A 16,797-nucleotide genomic window follows, 5' to 3' on the forward strand; every position below is an offset into this window, starting at 1 on the left:
TCACGCAATTTGTCTTGTTCTTGGAAAGTGCGATTAACGCACTTTCAGTGTCGCTAGACCAATCAGAACAAGAACCATAGAAATAATCCAGAAGCGCACGATTACGCGAGGCTCTGGCCAACCTTTTAATTCGTAGTGGTGGTGAATCGGAGCCATGCGGAAAATACGCTGACCGCGCAGTTTGTAAGAACCTACCTGTAGAATTACCGATAGCGTTTCCATTACAAATACACCGCCCATAATCACGAGTACTAGCTCTTGACGAACCAATACTGCGATTGTTCCAAGCGCACCGCCAAGTGCTAGTGAGCCCACATCGCCCATGAACACTTGTGCTGGGTAAGTGTTAAACCACAAGAAACCAAGACCTGCACCAACAATTGCTGTACATACCACAACCAACTCAGAAGCGTGCGGTAGGTAAGGAATGTGAAGGTATTCAGAAAAGTTAACGTTACCCGTCGCCCATGCAATCACAGCAAAACCAGCCGCAACGAGAACCGTTGGCATGATTGCCAAACCATCTAGACCATCGGTCAGGTTTACCGCGTTGCTGGTACCCACAATTACAAAGTAAGTCAGGATAATGTACATCAAACCAAGTTGCGGCATGATGTCTTTAAAGAACGGCACGACAAGTTGAGTTGCGGCAGTGTCTTTGCCGTAAGCGTACAACGCAAACGCCACTACAAACGCAATTAACGATTGCCAAAAATACTTCCAACGAGCAATCAGACCGTCAGTGTTCTTACGCACGACCTTACGATAGTCATCGACAAAGCCGATAGCACCATAACCAAGCAGCACCGTCAGTACCGCCCATACGTATGGGTTCGATAGGTCAGTCCATAAAAGAATAGTGATAGAGATAGCAGCCAAAATCATGATACCGCCCATTGTTGGGGTACCACGTTTGCTAAAGTGGGATTCTGGACCTTCGTTACGAACAACCTGACCAATTTGGAGCATCTGTAGACGCTTGATCATGATAGGTCCCATCCATAGAGAGAGACCTAGAGCGGTAAGTACGCTGAGGATTGCTCGAAAAGACAGGTATTCAAACAATCGGAAAAAAGATAGGTATGGCTGTAGCAGCTCGGCAAGCCAAATAATCATTAATAATACTCCTTCAAAGCAGCAGCGACTTCAAACATACGTGCACCGTTCGCGCCTTTCACCAGCATTGTGTGGTGTTCAGGACCCGCTTGGTCTAGATGCTGCTTGATGTAGTCAATCATCTCTTGATGTGTCTCGAAATGGATGCCATCGCAAAGCTCGCTAATGACCTTCGCATCTGCACCATACGTGAGAACATGTTCAAATTTTTGTGGGGCAGCATGTTCCCCGACTTGACGATGAAGTGCAAGACTTTCCTCACCCAACTCCGCCATATTGCCTAAAATCAACCAACGCTGTCCCTGAAAAGCCGACAATAGATCTACTGCCGCTTTCATTGCTGGAACGCTCGCGTTGTAGCTATCATCAATCAATTTGACGTTATCGCTAAGCTCTTCCACTTCAACACGGCCCTTGACCTTGTTTAGGTGCTTCAGACCCGTTCGAACTTCTTCTAAGGTTGCGCCAAATTGCAACGCGATGATAGAAGCAGCAATCGCATTCGCCACGTTGTGTTGACCAATAATACCCAGAGACAGTTCAATTTCTTGTGAAGTTGCTGCGATATGTAAGTCAAAGCTTGCTTCGCCTGCAGCGTTCAACACGATGTTAGAAGCGTAGAAATCTGCGTCAGTATTATTTTGTGAAAAAGTAATGACTTTCTTATCTGCTAACACTCGGTCCCACTTGGCTTCACCATTGCTGTCTAAGTTAACAATCGCAATGCCACCAGCAGCTAGCCCTTGGTAGATTTCACCTTTAGCTTGTTTAACGCCATCAATAGAACCAAACCCTTCTAGGTGCGCTGCCGCCACGTTGTTTACCATCGCGATGTCAGGCTTAACCAGTTGAGTCGTGTATTCAATTTCACCAACATGGTTCGCACCCAGCTCAATCACTGCGTAGTCATCGTCTTGTTGGGAGCGCAGCAACGTCAGTGGCACGCCGATGTCATTGTTGAAGTTACCTGCAGTAAATAGCACTTTGCCTTTTAGCTGCAAAATACTGGCAACCATCTCTTTCACGGTGGTTTTACCGCAGCTACCTGTGATCGCGACCGTTGGCGTTTGACATGCTTGGTGAATCCAAGCTGCCACTTGACCTAATGCTACCTTACTATCGGCAACAACGACTTGAGGCACATTCACATTAAGCGTTTTTTGTACCAATAAAGCACCCGCTCCCGACTCAACCGCTTGTTGGCAGAAATCGTGAGCATCAAAACGCTCTCCAACCAAAGCAACAAACAGAGCACCTTGTTCGATTGCTCGAGTGTCGGTCGAAACAGATTCAATAGAGAGGTCATTGCCAACCAGTTCACCGCCAGTGATATCGGCAATTTGAGAAAGCGTTACTGTGATCATGATGAAAGCCCCAATAGTGTCATGGCTGACTCGCGGTCAGAGTAATGGATGGTTCCAGAATTTAAAATTTGGTAGTCCTCATGGCCTTTGCCCGCCAGAAGAATAATGTCTTGTGAAGAGGCATGCTCAAGTGCGTAAGACAGCGCTTTAAAACGGTCATGTTGCACAATCGCCTCAGCTGGTTTCGTTAGACCTGCCAACATGTCTTTCATGATCAGCGCTGGATCTTCGCTACGAGGGTTATCGTCGGTAAGTACCACTTTGTCACCCAAACGCTCGGCAATTTCCGCCATCATTGGACGCTTACCAGCATCACGATCACCACCACAACCGAAAATAGCCCAAAGCTCACCTTGGCAATGCACACGCAATGCTTGCAGGGCTTTTTCTAGCGCGTCAGGCGTGTGAGCGTAATCCACCACTACTTTGGCATTGTCGTCAGCTTGGAACAGCTCCATACGACCAAGAACGGGTTGCAATTGACCTGCCGTTGTCAGCAAATCTTGCTTGCTGAAACCTAGACTAAGTAACGTTGTGAATGCCAACATCAGGTTCGCGGCATTGAACTCACCGATAAGTGGCGCATGCAAAGTACCTTCACCAAACTTGCCATCAAACTCAATCGTGATACCAGATTCAGCATAAGCGATGTGGTTTGCATATACGCTTTGAGGAAATTCAGTGTTTGGTTTGAGAGATACAGCAAGCGCGTTAGTCAGTTGTTTGGCCCACGATGCTCCCACCGTATCATCGACATTGATAACAGCGTGACCACATTGATGCTCAGTAAACAGGGTTAACTTAGCGTTGGCATACTCTTCCATCGTGCCATGGTAATCAAGATGATCACGGCTCAGGTTCGTGAACACGCCAGCGGCAAAAGACAGCGCTTTAACACGACCTTGAATCAAACCATGAGAAGACACTTCAAGTGCTGTGTATTGCGCTTTTTGCTCAGCGAGCGAAGACAGTGTTTTTTGGATTTCAACCGCATTACCCGTGGTATTCGCGGCTTCTTGTAGATTATCTAGAAAGCCATTCCCTGTCGTACCCATGACCGCTGCTTTTGAACCGACCAAATCAATCCATTGAGCAATAAGCTGAGTGATGGTGGTTTTGCCGTTGGTACCAGTGACACCAATCAAATCCATCGTCGGGTAGGTATACAAATGACCCGCAATTTCAGATAGGCACTTATCCAGTGCATCAAGGTAAATCACTGGAACATCATCAACAATCTCAATTGTGCCATGCGCTTTTTGCTCACAAGCTTGAGCAATCACCGCATTCGCACCTTGCTGAATCGCGGTTGGGATAAATTTACGTCCATCCACAACATGGCCAATGATAGCTACAAAGGTTGTTCCAGACTGAACTCGTCGGCTGTCGAGCTCTAATTCAGAAACAAGAATGGACGACAAGTTCGGGCAATCGACCCAAGTGGAAAGCAGCGTGTCCATACTGATGGCTTTAGTCATATTTATTCTCCGAGCATTAGCTCAGCTTTCTTCATTTTGTTTCTCAGTACGCTAATAAGCCTACTGTTGGAATTTATTTTCGTCAGGGGCAACGTTCAGAATTTGCAGTGCGCCTTTCATGATTTCAGAGAAAACCGGCGAGGCTACCGAACCACCGTAGTAGTCGTCACCTTGTGGTTCATTAACCACAACCACAAGCGCTAAACGTGGGTCACTTACTGGCGCAACACCTGCCGTATAGTTGATGTACTCATCACTATAGCCACCTGCACTTGCCTTACGCGCAGTACCTGTTTTGGCACCGACTCGGTAACCAGGAACCGCAGCACGACGAGCAGAGCCGCCTTTTTGCGTTACCGTTTCAAGCATGTCTAAGACGAGACGAGCATTCTCTTTGCTCACGACTTGGCGTGCCATATCATTGTCGTTACTTTCGATGATATGAATCGGCTCATATTTACCCAAGTTACCCAACGTCGCATAGGCATGCGCTAACTGGATTGGCGTAACTGACAAACCATAACCAAACGAGATGGTTGCGCGCTCAATTGGAGACCAACGCGAGCGGCTCGGGAAAATACCAACTACTTCACCAACCAAGTTCAAACCTGACAACTCGCCAAGACCAACAGAACTGTACAATCCAAGTAAAGCTTCAACCGGCATTTGCATCGCCAGCTTGGTCACACCGATGTTACTCGATTTCTTTAGAATGGTAGTTAGGCTCGCTTTGCCGACTTTTGGCGCATCACGAACGCGGCTACCACCGAGTTGAAGAATACCGTTACCCGTATCAACGATCGTATCTTTGTCTGCCACCCCATTTTCTAATGCGGCCAAAACAACAAAAGGCTTAATGGTTGAGCCAGGTTCCAATGAGTCAGTAATCACACGGTTACGCATTTTGTAACTTTGCCAATCACTGCGGTTATTCGGGTTGTAAGAAGGTGCATTCACCATCGCGAGAACCGCACCCGTTTTCACATCAAGAATCACAACCGATCCAGATGTTGCACGGTGATCGGCTACAGCCTGCTTGATAGCACGATACGCCACCGCTTGAATGCGCTGATCAATTGTCAGTTGCAGTGGTTTACCTTCTTGTTTCTCTTCAAGAGCAATGTTTTCTACCACGCGCCCATAACGGTCTTTACGGATGGTTTTCTTGCCCGCTGCCCCCGTTAACCATTCGTCGTAGCTTCGTTCCACGCCTTCTAGGCCGTGGCCATCAATGCCAGTTACACCAACTAAGTGAGCACTAACCTCACCGGCCGGGTAATAACGACGAGATTCCGACTTCAAGCCAACACCAGGTAGTTTGAGTTCACGAATGTAGTTCGCCATCGCTGGGCTAACTTGGCGTTGTAGATAGATAAAGCGGCGCTTTTCGTTTTTCTTGATTTTGTTGATCAGGCCTTGACGATCCAAACCAAGTACATCAGCGAGTGCGTACCAGCTCTTAGTTTGCTGCAAAGCGCCTTCTTTGAAGATGGTCTTAGGATCAGCCCAAACAGCCTCAACAGGAACACTCACCGCGAGAGGCTCGCCGTTACGATCAGAGATAATACCGCGCGCCGAAGGAATGGCTTTAACGCGGACAGAACGAAGGTCACCTTGCTTGATCAGGTTATCAGGCTCGATAATTTGAATATAGGCCACTCGCCCAACGAGAAGAGCAAAGGCACAGAAGACAAAAAACAGCAGTAACTGAAAGCGCCAGCGAATCAAAAACGACTCGGGCTCTTCAACGACTTCTGCTTCTTTAGGTTCTTTGGTGGGTTGCGGTTTTGCCGCAGCTACTTTTTTTTCTTTCGCAGCAGGCTTGCGCGTATTTCCTTGTTTAGATTTGGCTTTTTTTCCAATCATTTTAACGTGATAACCACTTCTTTATCGCCATCTGGTCGTTTCATTTCAAGGTCCTTCTTTGCCAAGTCTTGAACGCGACTGTGTTCCGCGAGGGCTGTTTCTTCCAACATTAGGTTGCGCCATTCGCTGTCCAATCGCTCTCGCTCAACCAATGTATGATCTTTTTCAGTGATCGCTTGACGCGCATGATGAGTGGCAAACACCACTCCCATTGCAGTTGCGAAGATCAATATCATCAACAATAACGACCAGCGACCGACGGTAATCAAGTCCGTCGCAATCAACTTAGCAAGATTAGGAGTGGTTTTCGTCATAATAATTAAAGCTTTTCTGCAATTCTTAGCACTGAGCTTCGAGAACGCGGGTTTATGTCAATTTCTTGTTTCGTTGGTTTGTTCGCTTTACCAATCGGCTTCATGTTCGCACTGCCAAGCGCTCGGATTTGTTCTTCCGTCATCGGAATACCGTGTGGCACTTCTGGGCCTTTGCTCTCTTTACGAATGAAGCGTTTCACCATGCGATCTTCCAACGAGTGGAAACTGATCACAGACAATCGTCCTTCAGGAGCCAAAATGCTTGCCGCGCCTTTTAGTGCTGTATCAATTTCTTCTAATTCACTGTTGATGTAAATGCGAAAAGCCTGAAAAGCACGGGTTGCTGGGTGTTTTTTCTCTTTAAAGCTCTTTGGTGCCGCATCTGAGATCAGTTTTGCTAGTTGACCAGTACGAACCATAGGCTCATTTTCTTCATCTTCGCGATAAGCGACAATAGCTTTTGCGATACGGCGAGCATGCTTATCTTCACCAAACTCACGAATCACCCAAGTGATATCATCAAGATCTGCTTCCATTAGCCATTGAGACACAGGGATACCAGATGTTGGGTCCATACGCATGTCTAGTGGGCCGTCTTTCATAAAACTAAAACCACGTTCAGCGTCATCAAGTTGCGGAGACGACACACCAAGGTCTAGCAAGACACCATCAACTTTACCAACAAGACCATAATCTTCTGCGTACTGCGCCATGCCTGAGAATGGGCCATGGATGATGGTGAAGCGAGGATCGTCGATTTTCGCGGCTTCTGCGATAGCCTGTGGGTCACGGTCGATGCTGTAAAGTCGGCCGTTTTCACCGAGTTTCGACAAGATAGTTCGGCTGTGACCGCCACGGCCAAATGTTCCATCGATATAGATACCATCGGGTTTGATAGCCAAGCCATCAATGGATTCATTTAATAACACGGAGATATGTTGAAATGTTTCGGTCATAGCTGTCTCGTTGAATGATCTTGAAGCGATTCTTTAGTGTACTGATTTCCCACATCATCGCCACCTCAAGTCTAAAGTTAGACGTGATTCAGCGCCAAGTTTATTGGTAATGACATAGTTTGCGTCAATTAAATGCAAAAAACCCATCACTACCGAAGTAGAGATGGGTCTCGAATAGGTGGAGCCGACACATAAGCCGGGTTCTGTTCCGCTTGCGCGGCGGTAGCCATTCGTCTAGGCCAGCAATCACTCACTGGCTCGAGCAACCTACCCGCCTCCTTACGCGAGCAACGCAATGTGGAGGCCTATTTGGTCTTGCTTCAGGTGGAGTTTACCCTGCTACGAACTATTACTAGTCGTCCGGTGCGCTCTTACCGCACCCTTTCACCCTTACCTGTGCCCTAGGGCCATCGGCGGTCTTCTCTCTGCTGCACTTGTCGTAGGCTTGCGCCCCCCAGGCGTTACCTGGCACCTTGCTCTATGAAGCCCGGACTTTCCTCCCCTTTGTCAGTCTCCCGAAGGACGTCAACGTCAGTCTCCCAAAGGGACTTCGACGTCAGTCTCCCGAAGGACATCAACAAAGCAGCGACTACCCAGTCAGCTCCGAGGGCGGATTGTATAGAGTTATCCTCCCAGAGTCTAGTGAGATCACAGAAATGCTGAAAACGGTTGGTTAAGTGGTCAAAAAGGCAGCGATAAAAAGGAACGCTGCGCTTCGGGAGACGAGAGTCGAGAACGTTATGCTCTGAGAGAGGCTTTGAAAGTAAAGTTGTAAAATAAATTCACAGCCATATTAACAACGCACTCTCTTAACCATGTCTATGTAAATCTTAAATCTAAAAGCTAACCGCCCTTACACAGGAAACTACCAACGCGCACCTCTCGAAGCGAAGCATTCTAAAAGCGCGAGAGCTCATCAAACAAAAAGGGAGCCGCGTTAACGACTCCCCTTCTTAGTCTTATCTAAATAGCTCTGTAAACTAACGGCTCTTGCACTAAACGACCAAGGCGCACTTCTCGATTCCCGCATCTCGAAGCGAAGCGTTCCCGAAGCGTCAGCGCTCTACAAACTTCTAGCCCAGATTCTCCAAGCCCCACTTATACAATGCGTTTTTCTTTAGGCTGTAGATTTCTGCAGCAAGTGCCGCGGCTTTCTTCAATGGAAGCTCTTTAGTCAAAATACCCAGCGTGCGGGTTGCTTCATCTGGCAGAGTGTCTTCTGTGGAGTCACGGTGTCCGTGGATAAGCAGAACCATCTCACCGCGCTGTTGGTTATCGTCGCTTTTTACCCACTCAATCAGTTCACCCAGAGGCATTCCTTGAATGGTTTCAAAGGTTTTAGTTAACTCTCGCGCCAAGACAACTTCTCGTTCTGGGCCAAGAACGTCTAACATATCTTGTAGAGAGTCTAAAATGCGATGCGGCGATTCATAGAAGATACAAGTGCGTTCCACTGACGCAATTTCCAAGAACTTGTCTTTACGGCCTTTGCTTTTCGGTGGTAGAAAGCCTTCGAAACTAAAGCGATCAGAAGGCAAGCCCGACGCACTTAACGCAGTGATGACCGCACACGCACCAGGAAGAGGCACAACTCTAACGCCCGCTTGACGACATTTTGTCACCAAATGGTATCCTGGATCGCTTATTAGCGGCGTACCAGCATCAGACACCAATGCGATAGATTGACCTGATAATAGCTTTTCAACCAATACTTGCGCTTTTTGCTGCTCGTTATGATCGTGCAACGCGAAAGTTTTGGTTTGGATATTGAAGTGAGACAGTAATTTGCCCGTATGTCGAGTATCCTCAGCGGCAATGATGTCCACATTCGACAGAACTTCGATAGCACGTTGTGTGATATCCGCTAAATTTCCGATTGGAGTCGGTACGATGTAGAGAGTTGGCCCCTCATTCGGCAACTTATTTTTATCTGTCATTTGTTTACCATCACTTCAACGATTAATATAGAGACAATTTTGTACAAAATTATAGAGAACTCACGGCAATGATGAACCATAAGAGACTCAGTGTACCACGCTTACTTACTCCTGTTGCACTGGCAATTACGCTCGCCGCCTGTTCTTCAGGCCCGCGCCAACCAGATAGCGTTGATATTACACTTGAGCCGACACAGTCTGTTCAGAACTACATGATTCAAGCGGATAGCACCGAAGGTAGCTTACAAAACGACTGGTTGATCATGGCAACCAAAGCGGCGATTCAAGCGAACGAATTGGATCAAGCGGAGTTGCTGATCAAGCGTCTTTCTCGTCAGCAATTGACCGAAGTTCAACAAGCAGAGTGGCAATTAGCCCGTGCGACCATACAGCAAAAGAAAGGCAATTACCCACAATTGCTGCAAACGCTGAACTTCCAACCTAACTGGAAACTGCCAAGTGAGCAGTGGAAAGACTACTACGAACTACGTGCAGATGCTTACCAAAGCATGAATCAACCGTTCGAAGCAAACCGCCAGTTGGTTGCGCAGGGTCAATATGCTTCATCAGCAGAACAACGTGAGATCTCTAGCCGTATTTGGATGAACTTTGCCAGCTATTCAGAAAGTGAACTAACGGCACTGCAAACGGCACCGAATGAAGATGTACTTGATGGCTGGTTGCAACTAGCAATCTACTCAAAGACCCTTTCAAGCAACATTCCACAACTAAAGAACACGCTTGAACGTTGGCTAAGTGAAAACCCATCTCATCCAGCAGCGGTTTACACACCAGTTGAAATTCAAAACATTCTGTCTTTAGAAATCGTTAAGCCAAACAACACGGCTCTACTGCTGCCTCTTACAGGCAAGTTTGCTCCGCAAGCACAGCTGATTCGTGATGGTTTCATCTTTGCAATGATGAACGATGACATGCGCGATCCAAGCGCGACACTAACTGTGATCGATACTCACGCTTATTCGGCGGATCAAATCAAACAGCGTCTAATCAACGAGAACATCGACTTTGTTGTTGGTCCTTTGCAAAAAGAAAACGTTGAGAAACTTCAGGCTACTTTGGATGGTTCAGAAACTGGCGTGAAGATCCCAGCTCTAGCATTGAACATTCCAGAAGATGTTCAACCAGGTACAGACATGTGTTACCTAGCACTGTCTCCGGAGCAAGAAGTGGCGCAAGCGGCAAAATACTTGTTCAATCAAGGTTACCAATTCCCAATGATCTTGGCACCGAATGGCGCTTACGGTCAGCGTGTGGTTGAAGCGTTTAATGAAGAATGGCGCAAGTACAGCTCAAATAAAGTGGCTTCGAGCTACTTTGGCGACAAGCGTCAGCTTCAGAAGAACATTAACAACGTATTTGGCCTACAAGAAAGCCAACAACGTATCGCACAAATGCAGTCTCTAATGCGTATTTCTTTAGAGAGCCCACCACGCAGCCGTCGTGATGTGGACGCGGTGTACATTGTTGCTCGCAGCTCTGAACTTACTCTTATTAAGCCATTTATTGAAGTGGCGATTAACCCAGACGCTAAACCACCTAAGTTGTTCTCAAACTCACGCAGTAACAGCGGTGGTGCGACATACGAAGATCTATCAGGCGTGGCTTACAGTGACATTCCAATGCTGATCAATCCAGATCCAACCATCGAAGCAGAGATGAATGAGCTATGGGCAGATCAATCTAACATGGAAAAACGCTTGGAAGCGCTAGGTATGGACGCGTACAAACTGATTGGCGAATTGCCACAAATGAAGCTTCTGCCGGGTTACTCGGTAAGCGGTCAGACGGGCGTGCTTAGCATCGACAACAACTGTGTTGTAGAACGTGAGCTAGACTGGGCTGAGCGTGGGGCTCTTTAGTAAGAGACAAATCGGCAACCAATATGAAACCCTGGCGAAGCAGTATTTGCAGCGCCAGGGTTTGCGCTTTTTAGATCAAAATTTTCTGACTAAAGTCGGTGAAATTGATTTAATCTTCCAACAAGGTGAAACTATCGTCTTTGTTGAGGTCAAATATCGTAAGAATGATAGCTTTGGCTCAGCAGCAGAAATGGTCACCCGCGCAAAAATGCGTAAACTAGTCAAAACAGCCCAAATTTGGCTAAGCCAGCAAAAACGCTCGGCGTACAATATCGATTATCGGTTTGATGTGGTCGCCATTCACGACAATGGTCGAGACATTAACTGGATACAAAATGCAATCTCTGAAGGATAAACGATGCTAGACAGCATTAAAGACAGTTTTACAGAAAGTATTCAAATTCAAATTGCGGCAGCAGAAGCGTTGCCAGATGCCATTACTCACGCCGCTCAAGCTATGGTGTCGAGCCTGCTTAATGGCAACAAAATCCTATGCTGTGGCAACGGTGGCAGTGCATCGAACTCGCAACAGTTTGTCTCTTGCCTTTTGAACCGATTCGAAACTGAGCGCCCTAGCCTTCCAGCAATGGCTTTAACTGCAGATAACACAACATTGACTGCTGTAGCGAACGATTACCACTACCAAGAGATCTTCTCTAAGCAAGTACGCGCCTTTGGTCAGCCTGGCGACATTTTATTAGCCATTTCTACCAGTGGTAACAGCAAAAACGTACTTAAAGCGATGGAAGCAGCTGTAACACGCGATATGACCATCATCGCCCTAACGGGTAAAGACGGTGGTGAAATGGCAGGCCTGCTTGGTGAGAATGATGTTGAAATCCGCATCCCATCACATCGTACAGCGCGCATTCATGAAGTGCACATGGTGACACTTCACTGTCTGTGTGATCTAATCGACCAAGTACTTTTCCCAGCTCACGAAGAATAACCGAATTGAGAGTTTAGAATTATGATACGTAGTCTTGTCATTTTGTGCGCAGCGCTGAGCATGAGCGGCTGTGCAGGTTTGTTTATTGCAGGGGCAGCGACCACTGCCAATCTCGTTACAGATACGCGCACGACCAAAGAAATTTGGCAAGACAACAACATCGAATTCGAAGTCGCTGCGATTGGCAATAAAGCCCCTTTCAAAGGCAAAGCACGCGTCGTTGCAAGCTCATACAACGGTACTGTCGTATTAATGGGCCAAGCCCCAACTCAAGAACTCATCAACGAGTTTGAAAGCAAAGCTCGTGAAGTAAATGGTGTGAAGAACATCCATAACCAAATTAAGCAAAAAGAGCCTCTGAGCGTGACACAAATCAGTAACGACAGCTGGATCACGACTAAAGTGAAATCAGCACTGCTTACCGACAGTGAGCTTAATGGCGTGAAAGTGAAAGTCATCACCGAAGACAGTGATGTATTCTTATTTGGTTATGTAACGCCAGAACAAAGTGAGAGAGCAACAGAGATCACACGCAATATCTCAGGCGTAAAACAAGTAATCAAAGGCTTCCAATATGGTGATGAAAAACCACTAGAAGTTGAAGAGCCAGAAGCGGCAAACACAGTGCCGGCAGAGACAGAAAAAGAGACGCCGGTAAACGAGCTTGGATAAGTTACGAAGCCTGTTATCAAAAAGGCTGAATTAGATAAGAAAAAAGCAGCGTATCGACGCTGCTTTTTTTATTTGATAACTCGTAAGCTTGGTCTGCCTTTCGGGCGAGGTGTTTCTTCCTCTTCAGACTCAGAGTCCACGATTTCAGGTTTATCATTCACCGTGGTGAAGGTTGGAGACTGCTCTTCTTCGACAATCCCTTCCTCTTCAATATGGGTGTATGCTTCTTCTGGTTCAAACATGGTGCCAGCACCATTCTCACGTGCGTAAATCGCTTGTACAGCGTAAACAGGCACGATAACCGAATGCGGACGACCACTAAAACGAGCGTGGAAGGTAATCGCATCATTACCCAACTCAAGTTGACCAACAGCACGTGGAGCAATGTTCAAGATGATTTGACCATCTTGAACAAACTCAACTGGTACACGTACACCTGGCATGGTTGCATCAACCACCAAGTGTGGAGTTAAGTCATTGTCTACTAGCCACTCGTAGAATGCGCGAAGCATGTACGGACGGCGAGCAGTCATTTTTGCAATATCCATAACGTGTTATCTAAATCGCTTAGCGAACTAGACGCATTTCACGTTCAGCTTCAGTTAGAGAAGCAAGGAATGAATCACGTTCAAATACGCGGTTCATGTAAACTTTGATCTCTTTAGAACCAGGGCCTACAAGGTCGATACCTAGTTGAGGTAGACGCCACAATAGTGGAGCCAGGTAACAATCGATTAGGCTGAACTCTTCACTCATGAAGTATTCGTATTCTGCAAAGATTGGTGCAAGAGTCAGAAGATCGTTACGTAGTTTAGTACGTGCTTTTTCTGATTCTTCCGCGTTACCTTTAACAACCTTTTCAGCTAGTGAGTACCAGTTGCGTTCAATACGGTACATCATCAGACGGCTGTTACCACGAGCAACTGGGTAAACAGGCATTAGAGGTGGATGAGGGAAACGCTCGTCCAAGTACTCCATGATGATTTTTGAATCGTAAAGAGCTAGCTCACGGTCCACAAGAGTTGGTACTGACTTGTATGGGTTCAGTTCCACAAGCTCAGCAGGAAGGTTAGCTTCATCAACAAGCTCAACTTCAACACTTACGCCTTTTTCAGCTAATACGATGCGAACCTGATGGCTATACAAATCTGATGCACTTGAGAAAAGAGTCATCACAGAACGTTTATTGGCAGCTACAGCCATGGAGCCCTCCAGCACACTTACAAATAAAAATAATGGAGGCTAAGCCTCCATTATTCGTCAATTAAAATTGGGAATTAGCACGGTATGATAGCACAATTAATGCACATCACGCCAATACTCTTTCTTGAGCATCACGACAACAATTGTTAGTAGAACTAGGAAGCCCATTACCCACCAACCAAGCGCATGACGCTCTAGCTGAACTGGGTCACCAGAGTAAACTAGGAAGTTCACTAGGTCGCCAACTGCTTTATCATACTCGCCAGAGCTTAGCTCACCCGTTCCGTTAGTTTCAGTACCAACAACCACTTGTACTTCTTCACCGTCCACAACTTTTGTGCCGTAAACTGGCGTCGGGATACCTTGAAGCTCTTCAAGAACGTGCGGCATACCAACACTTGGGAAAACAATGTTGTTCACGCCGAATGGACGAGATGGGTCAACATAGAAAGAGCGCAGGTAAGTGTACAGCCAGTCTGCACCACGAACTCGAGCAACAAGTGTTAGATCCGGTGGCGGCGCACCAAACCAGTCACCCGCTTGCTTCGCAGGCATCGCATTAACCATTAGGTCACCGATTTTCGCTTCAGGATCAAAAATCAGGTTTTCCTTCATTAGATCAGCAGGAATATCCAAGTCTGTCGCTACTCGCTCGTAACGCTGGTATTGCGTTGAGTGACAAGCAAAACAGTAGTTCATGAATAGCTTCGCGCCGTTTTGCAGCGAAGCTTTATCCGATAGGTCCACGTTCGCCTTGTCTAGCGGTACGTTGGCACCCGCTGCCATCGCAAGAGATGGCAACATAGCAAATAGAATTACAATCCACTTCTTCATTTGAATGTCACCCTCTCTGGTAATGGTTTGGTTGCTTCATTTTTGCTGTAGAAGAACAGCAGTACAAAGAACATGAAGTAACACAAGCTAAAGATCTGAGACAGAATTGTGTACAGCGGCGTTGCCGGCAGTGCACCCAAAATACCCAGAGCGATAAAGGCGATAGTGAACTGAACAATATTCAACAGGTGCAGTTTGCTACGGTAACGGTATGAACGAACTTTACAACGGTCCAACCAAGGTAGAACAAACAGTACTGCAATTGACGCACCCATTAGGATTACACCCAATAGTTTGTCTGGAACCGCACGCAAGATTGCGTAGAACGGAGTGAAGTACCATACAGGAGCGATGTGCTCAGGTGTCTTCAGTGGGTTTGCAGCTTCAAAGTTAGGCGGCTCAAGGAAGTATCCACCCATCTCTGGGTTGAAGAACAGCACGTAACAGAAGAAGAACAAGAAACCAGCGACACCAACCAAGTCCTTAACCGTACCGTACGGGTGGAAAGGAATCGAATCGATGATGTCGTATTTCTTCGTGTAGTAATCGTGGAACTTGAACTGTGTTTCGTAATCGTCGCCCATTGAGCCTTTTGGTAGCTTAGTCTCGATACCATCCGGGTTGTTAGAGCCAACTTCGTGCAGTGCCAATACGTGCAATACAACAAGAAGAAGCAGAACAATAGGTAGTGCAATAACGTGTAGTGCGAAGAAACGGTTCAGCGTTGCACCAGAGATGATGTAGTCACCACGGATCCAAAGTGTTAAATCGTCACCGATGACAGGAATCGCACCAAACAGAGAAATGATTACCTGAGCACCCCAGTATGACATCTGACCCCATGGTAATAGGTAGCCCATGAAGGCTTCTGCCATTAGAACCAAGAAGATCAACATACCGAAGATCCAAAGTAGCTCACGAGGTTTTTGGTATGAACCGTAAATCAGACCACGGAACATGTGCAGGTAAACAACAACGAAAAACGCTGATGCGCCAGTTGAGTGCATGTAGCGCAGCAACCAGCCGTAATCAACGTCACGCATGATGTATTCGATAGAAGCAAACGCACCATCACCAGATGGAACGTAGTTCATTGTTAACCAGATACCCGTTAGGATTTGGTTAACCAGTACCAACATTGCCAGAGAACCGAAAAGGTACCAAAAGTTGAAGTTCTTAGGCATTGGGTATTCAGACAAATGCTTTTTATAAGCATTCATCGCGGGAATTCGTTTTTCAACCCAGTCTAGTAGTGCTTGCATTATGCGTCTCCCTCATCAACACCGATCATGAGCTTCGTATCACTCAAATACATGTGCTTAGGAACCACAAGGTTCAGAGGTGCAGGAACACCTTGGAACACTCGACCAGCCATATCGAATTTAGAACCATGACATGGACAGAAGAAGCCAGACTTAACGCCTTGGACTTGCTCTGAGAACGTGTCTGGTAGATAGGTCGGTGAACAACCTAAGTGAGTACAGAAGCCAACTGCCACGAAATACTCAGGCTTGATCGAACGATGCGCATTCTGAGCATAAACTGGCTGTTGTTCCATTTCTGATTGTGGGTCACGAAGCTGTCCGTCGATGTTCTTTAGGTTATCCACCACTTCTTGAGTACGACGTACAACCCATACAGGCTTACCTTGCCACTCAACACGAACCATCTGACCGGCTTCGATTTTACTGATATCCACTTCCACCGGTGCACCAGCAGCTTTTGCTTTGGCGCTCGGATTCCATGATTTGATAAAAGGCACGGCGACGGCAGCTGCCCCTAATCCACCAACAACTGCCGTTGTAGCGGTTAGAAAACGCCTGCGACCGTTATTTAAAGGCGCGTTGCTCATCCAAACATTCTCCCATTTGCTCCCTTTGGATCGTTATTATTCCGCTTATAAGAGCATGGCTAACAAATAATGAATTTAGTTCTATTTATTGGGGGGAAATGATAAAGAAAACCCTACTTTTTGACAAGATAAAGCTACCTTTTTGTAACAATTGTGAGGCAAATCGCTCACGCCGTCACAAAAGCGGCAAAATTATAAAAAATAGATGTGATTTGTAACAAGAAAGCGAAACGAAGAATGGCTAGAAACGAGATAAAAAGCCTTGTATTTCGGCTGTTTTCAGCCAATTAGATAGAAAGATCTTTCAAGAATGTGAAGGAGTCCTCCACTTTTGTTATCTCAGCTTTGTAGCACGAAGAAAACCAAAAAACTTGCA

Annotated in this window: 16 protein-coding genes and 1 other RNA gene; 4 read left to right on the forward strand and 13 right to left on the reverse strand. The window is 46.6% G+C overall.

Going from position 1 to position 16,797, the window contains the following annotated elements; translation table 11 throughout:
* Positions 1 to 33: 33 nt before the first annotated feature.
* The 8 genes from mraY to rsmI form a co-directional block, all read right to left on the reverse strand.
* Positions 34 to 1,116 (reverse strand): phospho-N-acetylmuramoyl-pentapeptide-transferase, encoded by a 1,083-nt coding sequence (mraY, locus tag A9237_RS06105; RefSeq protein ID WP_005428568.1) that lies wholly within the window; start codon positions 1,114 to 1,116, stop codon positions 34 to 36.
* Positions 1,116 to 2,480, reverse strand: a complete 1,365-nt coding sequence (locus tag A9237_RS06110) for a UDP-N-acetylmuramoyl-tripeptide--D-alanyl-D-alanine ligase (RefSeq protein WP_078607849.1) — start codon at positions 2,478 to 2,480, stop codon at positions 1,116 to 1,118. The genes mraY and A9237_RS06110 overlap by 1 nt, the downstream gene beginning before the upstream one ends.
* A complete protein-coding gene (gene murE / locus A9237_RS06115; RefSeq protein ID WP_078607850.1) occupies positions 2,477 to 3,958 on the reverse strand; it encodes a UDP-N-acetylmuramoyl-L-alanyl-D-glutamate--2,6-diaminopimelate ligase in 1,482 nt (493 codons plus the stop codon). The genes A9237_RS06110 and murE overlap by 4 nt, the downstream gene beginning before the upstream one ends.
* A gap of 60 nt (positions 3,959 to 4,018) precedes the next feature.
* The gene (locus A9237_RS06120; RefSeq protein ID WP_020194004.1) at positions 4,019 to 5,824 is read right to left on the reverse strand and encodes a peptidoglycan glycosyltransferase FtsI; all 1,806 of its coding nucleotides are present in this window, start codon (positions 5,822 to 5,824) and stop codon (positions 4,019 to 4,021) included.
* A complete protein-coding gene (gene ftsL, locus A9237_RS06125) occupies positions 5,821 to 6,138 on the reverse strand; it encodes a cell division protein FtsL (RefSeq protein ID WP_005428577.1) in 318 nt (105 codons plus the stop codon). The genes A9237_RS06120 and ftsL overlap by 4 nt, the downstream gene beginning before the upstream one ends.
* Positions 6,139 to 6,143: 5 nt before the next feature.
* Positions 6,144 to 7,094 carry a 16S rRNA (cytosine(1402)-N(4))-methyltransferase RsmH gene (gene rsmH, locus A9237_RS06130; RefSeq protein ID WP_078607851.1) on the reverse strand — a complete coding sequence of 317 codons (951 nt, stop codon included), beginning with the start codon at positions 7,092 to 7,094 and terminating at the stop codon, positions 6,144 to 6,146.
* Positions 7,095 to 7,270: 176 nt separating this feature from the next.
* Positions 7,271 to 7,699, reverse strand: an RNA gene (rnpB, locus tag A9237_RS06135) — RNase P RNA component class A.
* A gap of 468 nt (positions 7,700 to 8,167) precedes the next feature.
* Positions 8,168 to 9,031: a 16S rRNA (cytidine(1402)-2'-O)-methyltransferase gene (gene rsmI, locus A9237_RS06140; protein WP_005428578.1), complete on the reverse strand. Its 864-nt coding sequence runs from the start codon at positions 9,029 to 9,031 to the stop codon at positions 8,168 to 8,170.
* 68 nt (positions 9,032 to 9,099) lie between these two features.
* On the opposite strand from rsmI, the gene A9237_RS06145 reads away from it, so the two are divergent.
* Genes A9237_RS06145 through A9237_RS06160 form a run of 4 tightly spaced genes read left to right on the forward strand, consistent with a single transcriptional unit; the run spans position 9,100 to position 12,532 of the window.
* A complete protein-coding gene (locus tag A9237_RS06145; protein ID WP_078607852.1) occupies positions 9,100 to 10,911 on the forward strand; it encodes a penicillin-binding protein activator in 1,812 nt (603 codons plus the stop codon).
* Positions 10,898 to 11,266 (forward strand): YraN family protein, encoded by a 369-nt coding sequence (locus A9237_RS06150; protein ID WP_038893956.1) that lies wholly within the window; start codon positions 10,898 to 10,900, stop codon positions 11,264 to 11,266. Before A9237_RS06145 ends, A9237_RS06150 begins: the two co-directional genes overlap by 14 nt.
* A 3-nt stretch (positions 11,267 to 11,269) precedes the next feature.
* Positions 11,270 to 11,860: a phosphoheptose isomerase gene (locus A9237_RS06155; RefSeq protein WP_005436112.1), complete on the forward strand. Its 591-nt coding sequence runs from the start codon at positions 11,270 to 11,272 to the stop codon at positions 11,858 to 11,860.
* Between the two features lie 21 nt (positions 11,861 to 11,881).
* Positions 11,882 to 12,532, forward strand: a complete 651-nt coding sequence (locus A9237_RS06160; RefSeq protein ID WP_005436110.1) for a BON domain-containing protein — start codon at positions 11,882 to 11,884, stop codon at positions 12,530 to 12,532.
* A 68-nt stretch (positions 12,533 to 12,600) separates the two neighbouring features.
* On the opposite strand, the gene sspB is transcribed toward A9237_RS06160, so the two are convergent.
* The 5 genes from sspB to petA all read right to left on the reverse strand — a co-directional run bounded on the left by sspB (position 12,601) and on the right by petA (position 16,421).
* Positions 12,601 to 13,080 (reverse strand): ClpXP protease specificity-enhancing factor, encoded by a 480-nt coding sequence (sspB, locus tag A9237_RS06165; RefSeq protein ID WP_078607853.1) that lies wholly within the window; start codon positions 13,078 to 13,080, stop codon positions 12,601 to 12,603.
* 19 nt (positions 13,081 to 13,099) lie between these two features.
* Complete coding sequence (gene sspA / locus A9237_RS06170) at positions 13,100 to 13,735, reverse strand: stringent starvation protein SspA (RefSeq protein ID WP_005436105.1); 636 nt, start codon at positions 13,733 to 13,735, stop codon at positions 13,100 to 13,102.
* Positions 13,736 to 13,831: 96 nt separating this feature from the next.
* Positions 13,832 to 14,569 (reverse strand): cytochrome c1, encoded by a 738-nt coding sequence (locus tag A9237_RS06175; protein WP_005436103.1) that lies wholly within the window; start codon positions 14,567 to 14,569, stop codon positions 13,832 to 13,834.
* Positions 14,566 to 15,831: a cytochrome b gene (locus tag A9237_RS06180; protein WP_005436097.1), complete on the reverse strand. Its 1,266-nt coding sequence runs from the start codon at positions 15,829 to 15,831 to the stop codon at positions 14,566 to 14,568. The genes A9237_RS06175 and A9237_RS06180 overlap by 4 nt, the downstream gene beginning before the upstream one ends.
* Complete coding sequence (gene petA / locus A9237_RS06185) at positions 15,831 to 16,421, reverse strand: ubiquinol-cytochrome c reductase iron-sulfur subunit (protein WP_005436095.1); 591 nt, start codon at positions 16,419 to 16,421, stop codon at positions 15,831 to 15,833. Before petA ends, A9237_RS06180 begins: the two co-directional genes overlap by 1 nt.
* Positions 16,422 to 16,797 lie beyond the last annotated feature (376 nt).

It is taken from the genome of Vibrio owensii (assembly GCF_002021755.1).
In the GTDB taxonomy this organism is placed as follows: domain Bacteria; phylum Pseudomonadota; class Gammaproteobacteria; order Enterobacterales; family Vibrionaceae; genus Vibrio; species Vibrio owensii.

Coding starts and splice junctions, on each gene's coding strand:
- A9237_RS06160 (WP_005436110.1), top strand. CDS start 11,882: ATGATACGTAGTCTTGTCATTTTGTGCGCAGCGCTGAGCATGAGCGGC.
- A9237_RS06155 (WP_005436112.1), top strand. CDS start 11,270: ATGCTAGACAGCATTAAAGACAGTTTTACAGAAAGTATTCAAATTCAA.
- rsmI (WP_005428578.1), bottom strand. CDS start 9,031: ATGACAGATAAAAATAAGTTGCCGAATGAGGGGCCAACTCTCTACATC.
- ftsL (WP_005428577.1), bottom strand. CDS start 6,138: ATGACGAAAACCACTCCTAATCTTGCTAAGTTGATTGCGACGGACTTG.
- A9237_RS06110 (WP_078607849.1), bottom strand. CDS start 2,480: ATGATCACAGTAACGCTTTCTCAAATTGCCGATATCACTGGCGGTGAA.
- rsmH (WP_078607851.1), bottom strand. CDS start 7,094: ATGACCGAAACATTTCAACATATCTCCGTGTTATTAAATGAATCCATT.
- sspA (WP_005436105.1), bottom strand. CDS start 13,735: ATGGCTGTAGCTGCCAATAAACGTTCTGTGATGACTCTTTTCTCAAGT.
- A9237_RS06120 (WP_020194004.1), bottom strand. CDS start 5,824: ATGATTGGAAAAAAAGCCAAATCTAAACAAGGAAATACGCGCAAGCCT.
- sspB (WP_078607853.1), bottom strand. CDS start 13,080: ATGGATATTGCAAAAATGACTGCTCGCCGTCCGTACATGCTTCGCGCA.
- petA (WP_005436095.1), bottom strand. CDS start 16,421: ATGAGCAACGCGCCTTTAAATAACGGTCGCAGGCGTTTTCTAACCGCT.
- murE (WP_078607850.1), bottom strand. CDS start 3,958: ATGACTAAAGCCATCAGTATGGACACGCTGCTTTCCACTTGGGTCGAT.
- A9237_RS06175 (WP_005436103.1), bottom strand. CDS start 14,569: ATGAAGAAGTGGATTGTAATTCTATTTGCTATGTTGCCATCTCTTGCG.
- mraY (WP_005428568.1), bottom strand. CDS start 1,116: ATGATTATTTGGCTTGCCGAGCTGCTACAGCCATACCTATCTTTTTTC.
- A9237_RS06145 (WP_078607852.1), top strand. CDS start 9,100: ATGATGAACCATAAGAGACTCAGTGTACCACGCTTACTTACTCCTGTT.
- A9237_RS06180 (WP_005436097.1), bottom strand. CDS start 15,831: ATGCAAGCACTACTAGACTGGGTTGAAAAACGAATTCCCGCGATGAAT.